This window comes from Acinetobacter towneri (assembly GCF_017498585.1).
Taxonomy (GTDB): Bacteria; Pseudomonadota; Gammaproteobacteria; order Pseudomonadales; family Moraxellaceae; genus Acinetobacter; species Acinetobacter towneri.
Window position 1 is genome coordinate 1,346,324 of sequence record NZ_CP071766.1, and the last position, 17,000, is coordinate 1,363,323.

A 17,000-nucleotide genomic window follows, 5' to 3' on the forward strand; every position below is an offset into this window, starting at 1 on the left:
GAAGCATAATTTTTCGAATAATAAATCTCTGGAGTAAGGCGATGATTAAAAAATTAGCATTGGCTGCTGTCTTGGCAGTGGGTTCTACAGCAGCATTTGCAGACCGTGATGCAGGTTGTGGTATCGGTTCTCAAGTTTGGGCAGGTCAGTCTGGCAAAGTTGCAAAAATTTTAGCAGCAACTACAAACGGTATTTTTGCAAACCAATTGTTTGGTATCACATTTGGTACTTTAGGTTGTAGCGGTACAGGTACAGTAACTGCACAAGTTGTGACATTTACCAATGAAAATGCTGAAACATTGGCACGCGATATGGCAGTTGGTGAAGGCGAAAGCTTGAACGTATTGGCTGAATTATTAAGCATTAAAGCAGAAGATAAAGCACATTTCTTTGCGGTTTCTAAGCAAAACTTTGCATCTATTTATTCTGCAGAAAACCAGACTTCTTTAGAAGTATTGGCATCTTTACAGAGCGTGATGGCGAATGATGACGTTTTAAAAGCATACGTTTAAGTTTGAATAAAGCCCTGCATTATTCGCAGGGCTTTTTTATAGCACAAGAATACGTTTAAGCCTGAATATGTATATAAAATTTATAAAATGTCCATGAAATCCATTATTTTAAGTAGTTTAGTTTTTTTATCTCCTACGGTTTTTGCGTTATCTCCTGAAATATCTCCAATACAGATTCAGCCACTTACAGCCACTTCTACAGTACAAAATACAAATAAATTAGCAATATCTTCCGCACATTATGTGCAAAAAGCCAAAGACCTACACTTGGCAGAACAGGTGACTTGGCAGCGTTTAATGTATGCGCAGCAAGGCAAAAGTGAAGTGCAATATGCAGGCTATTTTGTGTCGGAACAAGGCGGAAGCAATTTAAACCAAGAGTTACTTCGCAATGTGCAGGCATTATTTGAAACAGCGCCTGCCAATCAATCGGTGCAGTGTAAATTTCCTGCACGTAGCCGCTGGTTAATTGAACAATTACAAATTCCTCAACAAGATTTGGCACAGGTGCAATGTCCTGAATTGGACGAATGGATTGGACAAATTAAACCTTATAAAGCAGTGCTGATTTATGCCACAGACTTTATGGGCAATCCAAGTTCTATGTTTGGGCATACTTTATTGCGCTTAGACCCAAAAGATCAAAAACAACTGAATTTAATTTCTTATGCTGTCAATTATGCAGCAACGGTAACGGGCAGCGAAGGTTGGTCTTATGCATGGAAAGGACTTACAGGGCAATATCCGGGTGAATATTCACTGATGCCGTATTACCGCAAAGTAAAAGAATATGGCGATTTAGAAAGCCGAGATTTGTGGGAATATGAACTGGCACTGAATGAGCAGGAAACCACATTTTTAGTGCAGCACATTTGGGAAATGAAGCATGTGCAATTTCCGTATTATTTTATCAGTGATAATTGTGCCTATCGCTTATTGGGTTTAATGGATTTGGTGCGCCCTGAGCTGAATTTACAGCAGCAGTTTAGAGTCGCATCTATTCCAATTGAAACACTAAAAGCTGTAGAGCAGGAAAATTTAGTGGCAGATGTTGTCTATCGTCCTGCTTTGGAAACTCAGTTATTGGCGCAAGCTAGACAACATGGCACAGCGTTGGCAAAAACTGCCCATCAAGTGGCCGAAGCAGAACCTGAAAATGTGGCGGCAGTTTTGCAAAATCACAGCCAAATCGATCAAGCTAAAATTCTGGAAATGGCTTATGACGATTTGTATCTGAAACTGATTGGACGCAAAATTGAAGCCAAAATTGCACAACCGCGACTGAGACAAATTTTAAGTTTAAGAAGTCAGATCAATTTAGAAAAACAACGTCAGGATGTCGCACGCCCTCAGGTCGATCCTGTGCAGGGGCATCATGCACGAAGCTTTGCTGTGCGTACTGGCGAGGTGCAAGGCGAGCATTTTGTAGAGTTGAGTCATCGACAGGCTTACCATGACTTACTTGATCCGCAAGGTGGTTTTCGTACAGGGACGCAACTCAACTTTTTAGAAGCTTCTGTGCAATATCGTGAAGACCGCTTAAAACTGAATCAGTTAGATTTACTCTCGGTGAACTCTTATAACCCAATGACCGCATTTAAAACACCACTTAGTTGGGGCTTTAATTTGGGTTGGCAGCAAGAAGCCCTGAATTCGCACGGGGCTTTTAGCGAAACGGAACAGCATGGTGTTTTAAGTTTAAAAACACAGTTTGGTTATAGCGTGGCTAATCAAGCGCGTGAACATTTGTGTTATGTGCAAATTCAAAATCATGTGCAAGCGGGTAAGGCTTTAGACAAAGGCTGGCGTGTTGGAATTGGCCCAACACTGGGTTGTCAAAATATCTGGTCAGCACGCATGAATAGTTTGGTTCAGCTTGAATTACCGTATTGGGAAGATCGTCACCAATGGCAATTTAAGCTGAACAGCCAGTTGCAATATGTACTCAACCCGCAGCATGTGTTGCGATTGGATTGGGAATATCAACAACAGGACAAACAGGACTGGAACAAGACCAGTTTAGGCTATGTGCATTTTTTTTAAAGAGCTGTTGAATTTATACTGAATTGTAAAAAACCAGCTAAACAAGTTGAGTTGCTGGTGAAACCCGTTAAAATTTAGCAGTTTCTTTTGGCTGGGTTGTTGTGGATGTATCAAGAGTGTACGCATGAGCTTGCAGAGCAATGGAAGTCAATTTGCGAGCAATTTAAGCCAGAAGATTTGCAAGCGACATTCCAGTTTATTCAAGCACATGCAGAAGATTTTGTGATCGAGTTCTATCAGCAAATGTTGCTTGAAGAACATGCGACAGAATTTTTGTCTGCAGAGATGGTGAAGAATCGCTTAAAAAACTCTTTATATCAGTGGCTAATTTCCAGTTTTGAAGTTCCGTTTCAACACAATTATAACGAGATTGTAGAAAAGCAATTTAAAGTGGGCGATGTGCATGCACGTGTACAAATTCCATCTTGGCTGATTATTCGTGGTGTGCGCGTTATTATAAAAAAGGCTTTTGAGTTTTTTGCAACAGAAGCCAATAGCAACTTAAATCAGTTTAATTATTTAAGCCAAATTTTATGCTTTGCCACAGAAATTATGTGCCGATCTTATGAAATGAAGGTCGAAGTACATAATGATATGAAACATACCTATCGCTTATTTTCTGCCATGCAAGATGTTGCCGTGCACAAAGATCGACAACGCGGAACTTTGCTGGATTGGGAAAATGAACTGATGTTTCAGGTGGTGTCCGATCACACCAAAATGACGCAACCGATTTTATCTAAAACAGAATTTGGTTTATGGTTTATTCATAAAGCGGCTTATGCATTTTCAAGTTCGGAACAAGTACAAACTATTACTGAATTTATTTATCAGGTGGATGAATTAATTCAGAAAATTGGTCAATGTGAAAGTCAGGCACAGGCAATTGAAATGATTCAATCCATTCGTGCCAAGAATCGTGAAATTTTGCATTTAGTCGATCAAATTTTTCAGGTGTCTGAATATATCAATTCAGGCAATGATGCCTTAACTCAACTGCTCAACCGCCGTTATTTAAATACCATCGTGTCCCGTGAAATTAATTTTTCACGAAAAAATAATTCGCCTTTAACATTGTTGGCGATAGATGCCGATCATTTTAAATCAATCAATGACCGTTATGGACATGCAGCAGGAGATGATGCATTACAGTTTTTAGCTGATGTGATTTTGCAATATGCAAAAGGCAGTGACTATGCCTTCCGAATTGGCGGCGAAGAATTTTTACTGTTACAGATTGATACCACCATTGATCGTGCCTTGGTAGTCGCTGAAAATATTCGTAAACGTGTCGAAAAAGCCACATTAAAAACATCAACAGGTGAAGAATTTAACTTTACCATTAGTATAGGTGTGCATGAATATGATGGGCATCCAGACTATCAACGTTTTTTTGAAGAAGTGGATAAAGCCTTGTATATGGCAAAAAATAATGGACGCAACAATGTGTCTGTAGGTTGAATCTGAAGATGTATCAAGCTAATTTTTTAATCTAAAACCCAAAAATCCCGAACATAAATTTCGGGATTTTTTATTTGATTGAGGAACTTAGCCACAATTTAAAAACTCTCAGGCACCGCACTTAAAAATTCACGACGGGCTTCTTTATCTGTTTTAAAGTCACCTACAAAAGATACGGTACGTGTGGTCGATTCCTGTTTGCCTACACCGCGCATCATCATGCACATATGGGCTGAATCAATCACCACAGCAACACCGCGTGCTTTGGTCACTTCAGCCACAGCTTCCGCAATTTGCTGAGACAGATTTTCCTGAATTTGCAAACGACGTGCAAACATTTCGGTAATACGGGCAAATTTAGACAAGCCTAAAACATTACCTTCAGGTAAATAGGCGATATGCACGCGACCATAAAATGGCAATAAATGATGTTCACACAGTGAGTAGAACTCAATATTTTTCACCAAGACCATTTCACGGTTGTCGGATGGAAATACGGCATTATTGGTCACTTCGGCTAAGGTTTGGCTATAGCCCGAAGTTAAATACGAAAAAGCTTTAGCAGCACGCATCGGCGTATCTTTTAGACCTGGACGATTAAGATCTTCACCAACGGCGGTTAGGATGTTTGCGTAGGATTGCTGCATAGACATAAGACGTGTTCACTTACACTGATATTGAACAAGGTCGGCATTGTAACAGAAAACTATTGCAATGCCTTGTTTAAAAGATGAAACCGATTACTGTTTAAACTTTGGGTTCTTTTCGCTGCGTTTAAGCAACACTAAAACTGCACCAGTGCCACCTTGTTTTTCAGGCGCACTCACAAAAGCCAAAACATCACGATGCTGACGCAGCCAGCCATTTACATAAGTTTTTAAAATGGCTTCAGGGCCTTTGCCATGCACAATTTTAATCACGTTCTGGTTTTCATCTTTAGCCATTTGAATGATTTGCAAAACGGCTACCCGCGCTTCTTCTACCGTACAACCGTGCAAATCAACAGCTTCAAACCAGCGTAAGTTGCCTGCTTTTAAATCTTCAAAGACTTTATGTTGCAAAGTTGCAATGCGATAGCTCAGCGAAGCTTGGCTGCCCACAGGGTTAAGCATGGCTTGCGTATCGGACAGCAAGGTATCATCGGTTTCCATAGGGCCTATGGCTGCTGCACGTTTGGCCAGCGTTTGGGCATCTGGTTTTTTCTTGGCAGTGTGTTCGATTTTTGCAATATTGCCTGCGTCCATTTTTTGAACGCCTTGCATTTGCTGACGAAACAATGCGAGATCATCTTCCTGTTGTTGCTCAGGCGTCTGAACTTTGGGTTCAGACGGCTTGGCAATGCTTGAAGTATGAGGCTGAGTGATTTGCTTTTTAAAAGATTTTAGTAAATTGTACTGTTCTTTAGAAAGCGAAGAATCATGTTTACTCATGGTATTTCAAATTGGATTATAGATTTTCAGGCTGACCAAACAGTGCCGTAAAGGCATGGTCAGGACGTGCTTGTTTCATAAAACTTTCACCGACCAAGAAACTGTGAATCTCATGGTCTTGCATCATGCGGACATCTTCTGGTGTGGCGATACCACTTTCAGTGACCAATAAACGCGCAGGCGGCAACAAGTTTTTTAAACGCAATGAGGTGTTTAAATCGACTTCAAAGGTTTTTAAATTTCGGTTATTGACCCCTAAAATACAACGCTCTGAAAGATTCAAAGCACGTTCCAATTCATTTTCATCATGCACTTCAACCAACACATCTAAGTGATGTTCAAAAGCCGTTTCCGACATTTCTTCCAACTGTTGGTCAGATAAGCAAGATACAATCAATAACACACAGTCTGCATGTAAGGCACGTGCTTCCACCACACCATACGGATCAATCAAGAAATCTTTACGCAGAGCAGGCAAGTTACAGTGTGAACGGGCAATCTGAATATTTTCATCTGCACCCTGAAAGAAATCGACATCAGTCAGCACAGATAAACAGGCTGCGCCTGCGGCTTCATATTGCTGTGCAATTTCGGCAGGGTCAAAGTTTTCACGAATAATGCCTTTAGATGGTGATGCTTTTTTAATTTCCGCAATCACCGCTGGGCGTTTGTTATGCAAGGCTTGTGCAAAGCCACGTGCAGGTGTTGCTGCACGTGCCAATTGTTCTAGGTCTGCATAACTGCGTTGTTTTAAACGCTCGGCAAACTCTTCTTTTTTACGTTCTACAATTTTACCTAAAATGGTATTGCTAATATCCACCATGATGCACCTTCCTGATTTGCTTTATGCTTCGTACTGTTTGAGCGTTTTGGTAAATTCAGACAACACGCCCATTTTTTCCAAAGCTTGTCCACCATAAATAATGTCATGTGCCAAAGCGACACCTTGTTTGTAGCTTGTAGTTAGACCCGAAACATAGATACCCGCACCCGCATTGAGTGCAATCATATTGGCCGCTTTTTCGCCTTTGTCTGATTTGTTTTTGCCTAAAGCATCTTTAATCAAACTCAAGCTTTCAGCAGAGTTTTCTACAATCAGTCCTGTTAAAGTTTGAGATTCAATTCCCACGCTTTCAGGGGTAAGTTCCCATTCGGTAATTTCACCATCTTTGAGTTCTGCAACATAAGTGCTCGAAGCAAGGCTAATTTCATCTAAACCATCTTTAGAATGCACCACCATGACATGCTCAGCACCGAGCTGTTTCATCACTTCTGCAATCGGGCGGCATAATTCATTGCTAAACACCCCAATGACAAAACGCTTTACACCCGCAGGGTTAGTCAATGGCCCAAGCAAGTTGAAAATACTGCGAATACCCAACTCTTTACGCGGGGTAACCGCATATTTCATGGCTTTGTGATGATTCGGTGCAAACAAGAAACCTACGCCCATTTCACGAATACAGCGTTCAGTTTGTTGCATGTTTAAGTCAAGATTAATGCCTGCTTGCTCAAGTAAGTCAGATGAGCCTGATTTGGTTGAAACCCCACGGTTACCGTGTTTGGCAATGGTTGCACCTGCAGCTGCAATGACAAAGGAAGAGGCGGTAGATACGTTAAATAGGTTTTGACCATCGCCACCTGTACCAACAATATCTACGAGAAAAGGAATATCGCTGACATCAATTTTGATGGCAAATTCACGCATTACACGTGCAGCAGCAGTAATTTCATCAATGCTTTCGCCTTTTAAGCGTAAGCCCATCATCAATGCACCAATTTGAGCGTCTGTTGCTTCGCCCGACATAATCGCGCGCATCACATCTTCCATTTGAGGCTGAGTCAGGTGAATTTGTTTTGTAATATGGTTGAGTGCTTGTTGAATATTCATGTGATTTGACTCGCTCATTATGCGTAAATTTCCAAAAAGTTTTTAAAGATTTGATGACCGTGTTGGCTCAGGATCGATTCGGGGTGAAATTGCACGCCTTCAACAGGCAAAGTTTTGTGCTTCACGCCCATAATTTCTTCCATCGAACCATCTGCTTCTTTGGTCCAGCATGTCACTTCCAGACAATCTGGCAAGGTTGCTTGATCAATCACCAAAGAGTGGTAACGGGTTGCAGAAAATGGTGAAGGCAGATTGCTAAAAATACCTGTGTTGCTGTGGTACATATCCGATAAACGACCATGCATCACGGTTTTAGCGCGCACAATGTTTCCACCAAAGGCTTGTCCGATACTTTGGTGTCCTAAACACACACCCAGTAACGGAATTTTGCCTGCAAAATGCTGAATTGCAGGAATAGAAATCCCTGCTTCAGATGGAGAACAAGGGCCTGGGCCAATCACCAAATACTTGGGTTGCCATCGCTCAATATCTTCTAATGTCACGGCATCATTACGAACGACTTTTACTTCCTGATTTAACTCGCCAAAATACTGGACGATGTTGTAGGTAAAAGAGTCATAGTTGTCGATCATTAAAAGCATGAGCTAACCTATTGAAAATTGAACACTTTAAGTGCTAAAGAGTCTGAGATAATTTGCTTTATTCCTGCGCCTATAATGAGAAAGGACTTTATTTTTCTTGTCGAAAAGAAGGTGGAATAAGGAAGCGCTTATCATCATAGCAAAAAATAAGCATTTTCTGCGGACTATTTATATGATAATCCCTGTTAAAGCTTATCAGCGCATTCACCAGTTCATAGATTTTCAAAGCTTATTACACATTGTTCAAGTTTGATCTGAAAGAAATGATCACTTGATCAAGCTGGGTCATTCAGCAGTCATATTTTAGCTTCACACTTATAGATAACGTAAAAAATGCGCTAAAAAGTAGCATCATGGCGCATGTTATTAGCGGTTCACGTCAGGTAGTTTGAGTGCAGCGTTTCGATAGAAAATACAAATCTGCAGTATAGATATTTTCAATCAGCTTGCTCGAAAAGAATACAGATTTAGGATTTTTAAACGATCTTATTATTTTTGCTCAATAAAAAATAAAGTGTTGTTTAATATTGTTGAATAATTTGCATTGCTCAATGAAAGTACGGCACAGCAAAATACTTGCATAGATACAGTTTGAGCTATTTTTTAATCTACAATTCAACAGAAATAAAACATAAATGCACTAAAATGGTGCTATGTTTTGCAGTTTTAAATCAAATCAAATGAACAGTGTTTGAATATGGTGCAAATCGTATTTCTGACAGTATAATAGCGACAAAGTAATTTTTTTAAATGATGTATTCTCATACGGAATTCATGGTTTTAGCTTTGCTTTTAAAAGTTGGTACGCTAATTGCTTAATAACTGCCAACTACTAACACGCACTTTCGGGTGCAACAAAAAACATCGGAGCAAAATGAGCATGGCGAACAAGGTCCTTCAACTCATCCAAGAAAGTGGTGCAAAATGGGTCGATTTCCGCTTTACAGATACTAAGGGTAAAGAGCAGCACGTAACTTATCCTGCAGACAGTATCGATGAAGATACTTTTGAAGACGGTAAAATGTTTGATGGTTCTTCTATTGAAGGCTGGAAAGGAATCGAAGCATCAGACATGATCTTACGCCCAGATGCCAACACAGGTTTCATTGACCCGTTCTTTGCAGAACCAACAGTGGTTGTAACGTGTGATGTTATCGAACCATCGACAGGTCAAGGCTATGACCGCGATCCACGCTCTATTGCTCGCCGTGCTGAAGAATATTTAAAATCGACAGGTATTGGTGATACTGCTTTCTTTGGTCCAGAACCAGAATTCTTCGTATTTGACGAAGTAAAATGGGACATCGATATGTCTGGCGCGCGCCACACATTAATCGCTGAAGAAGCTGCATGGTCTACAGGTAAAGACTACGAAGCTGGTAACTCAGGTCACCGTCCACGTGTGAAAGGCGGTTATTTCCCAGTACCACCAGTAGATTCTTCTCAAGATATGCGTGCAGATATGTGTGCAAAAATTGAAGAAATCATGGGGCCTGGTCGTGTAGAAGTACATCACCATGAAGTTGCATCTTGCCAGTTAGAAATTGGTGTGAGCTTCAATACTATGGTGCGTAAGGCTGACGAAGTGCAACAGTTCAAATATGCAGTTTGGAACGTTGCGCATCAATATGCAAAAACTGCAACCTTTATGCCTAAACCAATGGTAGGCGATAACGGTTCAGGTATGCACGTACACATGTCTATCTCTAAAGATGGCAAAAACTTATTCGCAGGCGATGAATACGCAGGTTTGTCAGAAATGGCGTTGTACTTCATTGGCGGTATTATCAAACATGCCCGCTCTTTGAACGCGTTGACTAACCCATCGACCAACTCATATAAGCGTTTAGTACCGCACTTTGAAGCACCAATTATGTTGGCTTACTCAGCGCGTAACCGTTCTGCATCTATTCGTATTCCTTACGTGTCTAGCCCGAAAGGCAAACGTATTGAAGCGCGTTTCCCTGATCCAATGATGAACCCGTACTTAGGTTTTGCGGCATTGTTGATGGCGGGTCTTGACGGTATTCAAAACAAGATTCACCCAGGTGAAGCTGCAGATAAAAACTTGTATGACCTTCCGCCTGAAGAAGAAGCAAAAATCCCAACTGTGGCACACAACCTAGAAATGGCGCTTGATGCTTTGAAAGAAGATCACGACTATTTATTAAAAGGTGGTGTATTCACCAAAGACATGCTTGATGCTTATATCGAATTGAAAACTGAAGATGTACGTCGTTTGAACACGACGACTCACCCAGTTGAATTTGATATGTACTACAGCTTGTAATACATCAAAAATCTTAAATTTGAAAAACCCGCTTCGGCGGGTTTTTTGTTTTAGATGGTGCAATCATGGTTTTGAATTGGCATGGATTTTATCAAAATATAAGAATTCGCTTAATTTTTTTGGATAATTGCAGGGAATTGCGCCATCGGTCACAAAACTTTGCCTAAATTTGGGCTACACTAGGCTATCTTGTTAAGGTGGCGGAACATGCGAACACAGCCTATTTTTCCCAAGCAGGCAAATCTGCCTTCTGAATTAAAAACATGGCTATATGCAGCAGGTTCTTTGACCCAACAACTGACTCAGCTCGCAGGCGGACAATTTAAAGTTGAACCACTGCAGCAATCTTTTCAGCGTTTAAATTTACAAGATGCCCAGTGGATGCAAATGCCACATTGGCACACTTCATGGGTGCGTGAAAGCTATTTATATGGGTGTGATGAACAGCCATGGGTCAAAGCCAAAAGTATTTTTCCGATTCTAAGTTTGCAAAGCAAAGCCCGTTTATTTCAGCATATTGGCAATAAACCCATTGGCTGGTTTTTATTTCAGCGTACCAATCCGTTGTGTCAAAGGCGTGTGGTTTTGCTCGATGAAGGCTGGACACGACAGAGTTGCTATACTTGGCATGGCTGTAAATTTATTGTGCAAGAAACTTTTTTACCGCGTTTTGAGCAATTTATTCAACAACATTAAGATACGAGATTGGTATGGCATTGGCACAGCAGATCACGTGGCGTGAGCGTTTAGAAGCATATTATTATTTGTGTCGTTTCGATAAACCGATTGGCACAGAACTGGTGTTTTGGCCAACCATGTGGGCCTTGTGGATTGCTAATCAGGGCATGCCGTCTATCGGGATATTAATCCCTATGATTCTGGGCACAATTTTTATGCGCGCTGCAGGCTGTGCCATTAATGACTTTGCTGACCGTAAGGTGGATGGTCATGTGGAGCGTACCAAAACACGTCCTTTAGCCACGGGTGTGATTAGTGCCAAAGAAGCCATTTATGTATTCTTGGGTTTGGTTGCACTTAGCGCAGCCATGTTGTTGTTCTTACCGATTGAAACTTTTTATTGGTCATTTGGGGCATTATTTTTAGCGTTTATTTATCCATTTATGAAACGCTACACTCATTTACCGCAAGTGTTCTTGGGAGCGGCATTTTCATGGTCTATCCCTATGGCTTATACCGCTGTAGGTGCAACGCCTGATCTTACTTGTTGGTTATTGTATTTTGGCAATTTGGCGTGGACTGTGGCTTATGACACTCAATATGCAATTACAGACCGTGAATATGATTTGAAAATTGGGGTGAAATCTACCGCAATTTTATTTGGTCGCTATGACATTCAAATTATTTCATTGTTGCAAGCGGGCAGTGTACTTTTGATTGGTACGGCATTGTGGTTAGAAAATTTACTGATTCCGTTTGGTTTAGCGGCATTACTGGTTGTGGTTGCAGACTTTATATACCAATGGAGTAAAACCAAAGATAAAGACCCGCAACGCTGTTTTTGGGCATTTCGTCATAACCGTTGGGTAGGGCTGATTATTTTTGTGGGAATTGTATTGGCTTTAATGTAAATATTTCTGTGCGATAAAAAACTGAGCAAAGCATCTGATGGTAGTTTGGTCAGGTGCTTTTTTATTCGATCGCTGATCAATTTTTGCTGTTAAAAATTAAACTGAGCATTAGAACGTGCGTACTTATGCACAAAGCACAATCAGCATTATTCTGATATATTGAGCCTCATTTTGAAGTTTGAATTAGGAATAGATGATGTCACAGTCTGAACAGCAAGCACCTGCAAAAAAGCCAAGCCTAAAAAAGATGATTTTCTTGGCAAGCTTAGGTTTGTTGATTCCTATCTTTTTGGTTAGCATGGCATTTTTAGCAGTTAATAGTGATGCTAAAAATCAGGAAAAATATAAACAACAGCAGGCAGAAATTATTGCGCGTATTGAAGCGCGTGAAGCTGCAGAACAACAAGCGAAGCAGGCCAGTCAGATACAAGCCGCTTCAGAAGCTACACCTTAATATCGAGTTGATGATTTCAGCTCAAATCTGATTGCAATTGTCTGATACTCGGAATTTCGGTGTATCGGACAACGCGATAACCTGCCTCGTGAAACATTGCATCCCGTTCTGCATCTTCCTGTTCTTTGCCAATATGTGAGGGGTCATCTAACTCTATAATTGCAATGACCTGCATTTCTGCATTTAAGATCACAAAATCAGTCACTTTACGATTAAACAGCGCACGAATTTTATAGTGGTTGTTGGTGATTAATGCGCTAAACGCCACTTGCGCCAAGATGTGATGCTCAGGAAAAGCTTGTTTTAAACGCATAAACATTCTGCGTTCAAAAGCAGTCATCATCGGTTTAGGATAAAAGTTTTTCTTGGGGAAAAATAATTGCTTAAAAATTAAGATAAACAGGGCAAGGCTAGCCAAGCTGCCAATAAGCAAGAAAGTCGATTGACTGGATTCAAACATAGATGATGCGGTGTCGTTAGACCCTAAACAGCAGGAATAAAAAACCCACGTCATAATGCGTGGGTTTTTTAAGAATTTTGGCTCTCCCACCTGGGCTCGAACCAGGGACCTGCGGATTAACAGTCCGTCGCTCTACCGACTGAGCTATGGGAGAATCTGACACGCATTCTATGTGGGTATCTGTTTTTGGTCAAGCTGGAATTGAAAAAAAACCGTAATTATAGATTAACTGCTTTAAAAATAATCATCTAGCTTTGTTTCAACGCAGTTTTTAGAGTGCTTGAATGGCTTTTATATAATCTTCGCGTGTCTGTGGTGGGTTGGTTTTACGACATAAGTTAATTAATTGCAGCATCTCTTGCTGAGTCATTTCTGTTTTCACTTGGCTTTGAATTTGTTTTAAGGTGGCTTGTTGTTGTGCGTTCAGATCACGACTGCATTGATACAGACGTTCATACATGAGTGTCGCAGCAGTTTTATTGCTTTCAGATTTTTGCGTACATTGAAAAATTGCAAAAATCACCACAATCAGAATTGTCCAAAAAATCAGGGATTTTAACCAAGGCGCTTGCATGGGCTTTCAAGTTTTATTGTTGTTGATGAACCTAAGTTAGCGAAAAAATAGAGTCATCACAAGAGGGGATAGCCCGATCTTCACTGTATGGTTTTAATTTTGATTTAAGGGGAGAGTGAGGCCTGTTCCATTCGTTTAGAACATCATATCCACTATAAAAACAATAAAAATTGCAAAAAAAAATCCCACGTCATACTGCGTGGGATTTTTAGAATCTTGGCTCTCCCACCTGGGCTCGAACCAGGGACCTGCGGATTAACAGTCCGTCGCTCTACCGACTGAGCTATGGGAGAATAGATTGGCTCTCCAACCTGGGCTCGAACCAGGGACCTGCGGATTAACAGTCCGTCGCTCTACCGACTGAGCTATTGGAGAATCTGTGGGGCATTTTAGGGATGAAAGTTTAAGTCGTCAACACGTTCATCATCAGAAATGTATTGTTTGCTTTATAAATATTCATTTCATCTGCAAAAATAAAAAAACTGCCCATAAAGAGCAGTTTTTCTACAGAAAAATAGAAATTATTTTTCTACACCAGCATCTTGACCTGCGTATTTCGCATTTGCGTAATCCCAGTTTACAAGGCTTTCTAAGAAAGTTTTGATGTAAACAGGACGTGCATTACGGAAGTCGATGTAGTAAGCGTGTTCCCAAACGTCAATCGTCAATACTGCAACTTTGCCGTGTGCCATTGGTGTGTCAGCATTTGAAGTTTTCATAATAGAAAGTTTGCCATTCACTTCGTCAGCTACTAACCAAGCCCAACCTGAACCGAATTGAGTTGTTGCAGCAGCAGCAAATTCTTCAGCAAATTTTTCGTAAGAACCGAAAGCTTCATCAATTTTAGCAGCCAAAGCACCAGTAGCTTTACCACCACCGTTTTTCGCCATACAGTTCCAATAGAACGTGTGGTTCCAAACTTGCGCTGCGTTGTTGAATACACCAGCTTTAGCTGCATCGCCTGCAGTTGCTTTGATGATTTCGTCTAAAGTTTTACCTTCAAGCTCCGTACCCGCGATCAAGTTGTTCAGGTTCACAACATAAGTGTTGTGGTGTTTGTCGTGGTGGAATTCTAAAGTTTCTTTGCTGATGTGTGGAGCAAGATCTTCGTAACCGTATGGTAAAGCCGGTAAAGTAATGGTTGTCATGTTTTCAATTCCTTGCATTTTGCTGGGTTTTAACATTAAGTGGCTCTATTGTAATAGATTTCGAGATCAAATTGCGCATTAGGTATAAATAACCATACAGAATAAGACTCGAATGTATACATCTAAAGACTATGTTAAACACAGATGTCATTTGAGTGAAATCGTTGGGTGAAACGGTGTATTAAATTGGGTTATTTAATTCAAAATAACTATACTCAATATTAAACTGTTCTGAAATAGCTTTTGCGAGTCGTTGTACACCATAGCGCTCAGTCGCGTGATGTCCGCAGGCATAATAATGCACGCCTAGTTCTTTGGCTTCATAATAGGTGCGTTCACTGACTTCGCCCGAAATAAAGGCATCACAACCTTGTTCTGCCGCTTTGCCAATAAAATCTTGTGCTGCACCCGTGCAGAACCCTACTTTTTGAATCTGACTTTTTTCGGCAGGAAGATGAATGGTTTTAAAGCCTAAACGCGCTGTGAGATAGTCACGAAATTCGGTTGCGCTCATGGCTTGCTTTAAAAAACCAATATTACCAATAGGATGACGTTCACTCGGGTCTAGGGCTTGCAAATTTTCTAATGCCAAACATTCAGCAATGGCAGCATTATTGCCTAGACTTGGGTGTGAATCGAGCGGTAAGTGATAACCCACCAAAGAAATATCATGCTGGATTAAACTTTTGATGCGTTTACCGCGCATGCCTGTAATTGGGTAAGGTTCGCCTTTCCAAAAATAGCCATGATGTACCAACAGTAAGTCTGCATTTTGGGCAACAGCAGCATCAATAGCCTCTTGAGAGGCAGTCACTGCACATAAAATTTTTTGAACTTCAGACTTACCTTCAATTTGTAAACCGTTGGGCGCGTAATCTTTAAATTCATGTGTATTTAAAGTTTGATCACACCATTGAATAATTTCTTTTAGCTGCGCCATAACTTTCTCAAATTGCTCATATTTAGCCAATATCAAAACATATTTTGTATTGTAACTAAAGCAAGACAAAACTCTTGGGCTTTTTTATGTTTCTATTTGTGTTTCGTTTTACAATAGCTCATTCAATGACTTAATCATCAAAAAAAATTTACTTAGAGGTACAAAACGTGCGCCGGACCTTTACCTGGTTACCTTGGGTGTTACTCATTCTGGTTATTATTGGCTTTGTGACTTGGCAACAACTGCAAAAACCGAAAGCGCCTGTGGCTGCCGATGGGGTCAAAATGCCTGCCGAGAAAGTTGAACCATTAATTGATACAACACGGACAGGTGGGGTGGTGTCGTATAGCGCTGCGGTTAAAGTGGCAGCGCCTGCGGTGGTAAATATTTTTACCACACAAAAAGTGAAACAAATGGATCATCCATTGTTAAATGACCCTGCATTTCGTGAATTTTTTGGCAATCAGTTACCCGATCAATTTAAGCAAGGCCCAAATGAAAACAGTTTGGGGTCTGGGGTCATTGTTCGTCCAGATGGTTATATTTTAACGAATAATCATGTGATCGCGCAGGCTGAACAAATTGTCGTGGCTTTGCACGATGGACGCCGTGCGGTTGCAAAAGTTGTTGGAACTGACCCAGACACAGACTTAGCGGTCATTAAAATTGATCTAGAAAAACTGCCTGTATTGCCATTTAAACTGAGTGGCAATGAAGTGGGCGATGTCGTACTTGCGATTGGTAACCCATTTGGTGTGGGACAAACCGTGACTCAAGGGATTATTTCTGCGACAGGACGTTCTGACTTGGGTATTAATACCTATGAAGATTTCATTCAAACCGATGCAGCAATTAATCCAGGTAACTCAGGTGGTGCATTGATTGATGTGGCAGGGAATTTGATTGGGGTAAATACGGCAATTTTCTCGCAATCAGGTGGTTCATTGGGCATCGGCTTTGCAATTCCTGCACAAGTCTGTCAGCAGGTTTTAAACTCGATTTTAAAAGATGGACGTGTGGTTCGTGGTTGGTTAGGTATTAGTTTGTTGCCTGTGCAACAAGACAACATTTTAGAACCTGCACAAGGCGGTGTAGTGGTTGCTGATGTACTGCGCGGTGGCCCTGCAGCAGAAGCAGGTTTAAAACGTGGTGACAAAATTTTAAAAGTGAATGATGAAGCGATTACTTCAACCTCGCATTTAATTAATTATGTTGCTGCACAAGCACCGCATACGACGGTGACTGTTTCAGTTGAACGTGGTGAAGAAGCCTTAGATTTGGAAGTCGCAGTCGGTGAGCGCAAAGTTCAAAATACCGATAAGCAATTTATTCCATTGCCTGAATAATAGATTTAACAGTAACAATTTAGCCTTGCCCGTTTGCAGGGCTTTTTTGTTGGCTAAGTAAATGAAGATCGACTGGAAATAACCAAAGTGATACGGATAACGTGATTTGATTTATCTCTGGGTAGATACAAAGAGAAGGTGGGCTAAATAAACTGTATTGATGAATGATGATACTTTTTGATAGATCTAATCAATCGAGGGTTTGGTTTTGTGTGGCAAGTGTGGATGTATTCGGTGTTGATGTCTTAGAAGATTTAAAC

General features: G+C 40.8%; 17 protein-coding genes and 3 tRNA genes. 8 read left to right on the forward strand and 12 right to left on the reverse strand.

The genetic code is table 11. The annotated features are described in order from the left end of the window. Nucleotides 1-41 precede the first annotated feature (41 nt). From J4G44_RS06425 to J4G44_RS06435, 3 genes are all read left to right on the forward strand, one after another. Nucleotides 42-512: a DUF3015 family protein gene (locus J4G44_RS06425; protein ID WP_104853198.1), complete on the forward strand. Its 471-nt coding sequence runs from the start codon at nt 42-44 to the stop codon at nt 510-512. A gap of 93 nt (nt 513-605) precedes the next feature. Beyond that, complete coding sequence (locus J4G44_RS06430; protein ID WP_207973525.1) at nt 606-2,555, forward strand: Lnb N-terminal periplasmic domain-containing protein; 1,950 nt, start codon at nt 606-608, stop codon at nt 2,553-2,555. A 105-nt stretch (nt 2,556-2,660) separates the two neighbouring features. Then, nucleotides 2,661-4,016 (forward strand): diguanylate cyclase, encoded by a 1,356-nt coding sequence (locus J4G44_RS06435; protein ID WP_104853199.1) that lies wholly within the window; start codon nt 2,661-2,663, stop codon nt 4,014-4,016. A gap of 98 nt (nt 4,017-4,114) precedes the next feature. Here the strand turns inward: J4G44_RS06435 and folE are convergent, their stop codons facing one another. The 5 genes from folE to J4G44_RS06460 all read right to left on the reverse strand — a co-directional run bounded on the left by folE (nt 4,115) and on the right by J4G44_RS06460 (nt 7,939). Further along, nucleotides 4,115-4,663 carry a GTP cyclohydrolase I FolE gene (folE, locus tag J4G44_RS06440; protein ID WP_207973526.1) on the reverse strand — a complete coding sequence of 183 codons (549 nt, stop codon included), beginning with the start codon at nt 4,661-4,663 and terminating at the stop codon, nt 4,115-4,117. A 93-nt stretch (nt 4,664-4,756) separates the two neighbouring features. Continuing rightward, nucleotides 4,757-5,446 (reverse strand): Smr/MutS family protein, encoded by a 690-nt coding sequence (locus J4G44_RS06445; protein ID WP_104853200.1) that lies wholly within the window; start codon nt 5,444-5,446, stop codon nt 4,757-4,759. A gap of 16 nt (nt 5,447-5,462) precedes the next feature. Beyond that, nucleotides 5,463-6,269 carry an indole-3-glycerol phosphate synthase TrpC gene (trpC, locus tag J4G44_RS06450; protein ID WP_104853201.1) on the reverse strand — a complete coding sequence of 269 codons (807 nt, stop codon included), beginning with the start codon at nt 6,267-6,269 and terminating at the stop codon, nt 5,463-5,465. A gap of 21 nt (nt 6,270-6,290) precedes the next feature. After that, entirely contained in the window at nt 6,291-7,337 is a 1,047-nt protein-coding gene (trpD, locus tag J4G44_RS06455) for an anthranilate phosphoribosyltransferase (protein ID WP_104853302.1), read from the reverse strand. A 17-nt stretch (nt 7,338-7,354) separates the two neighbouring features. After that, nucleotides 7,355-7,939 carry an anthranilate synthase component II gene (locus J4G44_RS06460; RefSeq protein ID WP_004971915.1) on the reverse strand — a complete coding sequence of 195 codons (585 nt, stop codon included), beginning with the start codon at nt 7,937-7,939 and terminating at the stop codon, nt 7,355-7,357. Between the two features lie 874 nt (nt 7,940-8,813). Here J4G44_RS06460 and glnA point away from each other — a divergent pair. The 4 genes from glnA (at nt 8,814) to J4G44_RS06480 (ending at nt 12,272) form a co-directional block, all read left to right on the forward strand. Further along, nucleotides 8,814-10,229, forward strand: a complete 1,416-nt coding sequence (glnA, locus tag J4G44_RS06465; protein WP_171287402.1) for a type I glutamate--ammonia ligase — start codon at nt 8,814-8,816, stop codon at nt 10,227-10,229. A gap of 207 nt (nt 10,230-10,436) precedes the next feature. Then, on the forward strand, nt 10,437-10,925 hold the full coding sequence (locus tag J4G44_RS06470; RefSeq protein WP_004971911.1) for a chorismate--pyruvate lyase family protein: 489 nt from the start codon (nt 10,437-10,439) through the stop codon (nt 10,923-10,925). A 14-nt stretch (nt 10,926-10,939) separates the two neighbouring features. Continuing rightward, nucleotides 10,940-11,818 (forward strand): 4-hydroxybenzoate octaprenyltransferase, encoded by an 879-nt coding sequence (gene ubiA / locus J4G44_RS06475; protein ID WP_178318581.1) that lies wholly within the window; start codon nt 10,940-10,942, stop codon nt 11,816-11,818. Between the two features lie 196 nt (nt 11,819-12,014). Then, entirely contained in the window at nt 12,015-12,272 is a 258-nt protein-coding gene (locus J4G44_RS06480; RefSeq protein WP_004971904.1) for a hypothetical protein, read from the forward strand. A gap of 16 nt (nt 12,273-12,288) precedes the next feature. On the opposite strand, the gene J4G44_RS06485 is transcribed toward J4G44_RS06480, so the two are convergent. The 7 genes from J4G44_RS06485 to J4G44_RS06515 form a co-directional block, all read right to left on the reverse strand. Continuing rightward, nucleotides 12,289-12,732, reverse strand: coding sequence for a DUF2726 domain-containing protein (locus J4G44_RS06485; protein WP_004971902.1), 444 nt, complete (start codon nt 12,730-12,732; stop codon nt 12,289-12,291). A gap of 78 nt (nt 12,733-12,810) precedes the next feature. Beyond that, a tRNA-Asn gene (locus J4G44_RS06490) sits at nt 12,811-12,886 on the reverse strand. 117 nt (nt 12,887-13,003) lie between these two features. After that, on the reverse strand, nt 13,004-13,306 hold the full coding sequence (locus tag J4G44_RS06495) for a hypothetical protein (RefSeq protein ID WP_004971899.1): 303 nt from the start codon (nt 13,304-13,306) through the stop codon (nt 13,004-13,006). A 217-nt stretch (nt 13,307-13,523) separates the two neighbouring features. After that, nucleotides 13,524-13,599 (reverse strand) — tRNA-Asn (locus J4G44_RS06500). Between the two features lie 6 nt (nt 13,600-13,605). After that, a tRNA-Asn gene (locus tag J4G44_RS06505) sits at nt 13,606-13,681 on the reverse strand. A 146-nt stretch (nt 13,682-13,827) separates the two neighbouring features. Beyond that, complete coding sequence (locus tag J4G44_RS06510; RefSeq protein ID WP_026438302.1) at nt 13,828-14,454, reverse strand: superoxide dismutase; 627 nt, start codon at nt 14,452-14,454, stop codon at nt 13,828-13,830. A 181-nt stretch (nt 14,455-14,635) separates the two neighbouring features. After that, nucleotides 14,636-15,394: a Nif3-like dinuclear metal center hexameric protein gene (locus J4G44_RS06515; RefSeq protein WP_179988954.1), complete on the reverse strand. Its 759-nt coding sequence runs from the start codon at nt 15,392-15,394 to the stop codon at nt 14,636-14,638. 167 nt (nt 15,395-15,561) lie between these two features. Between J4G44_RS06515 and J4G44_RS06520 the strand changes: the two genes are divergently transcribed. After that, nucleotides 15,562-16,740 (forward strand): trypsin-like peptidase domain-containing protein, encoded by a 1,179-nt coding sequence (locus J4G44_RS06520; protein WP_004971893.1) that lies wholly within the window; start codon nt 15,562-15,564, stop codon nt 16,738-16,740. Nucleotides 16,741-17,000: the final 260 nt, after the last annotated feature.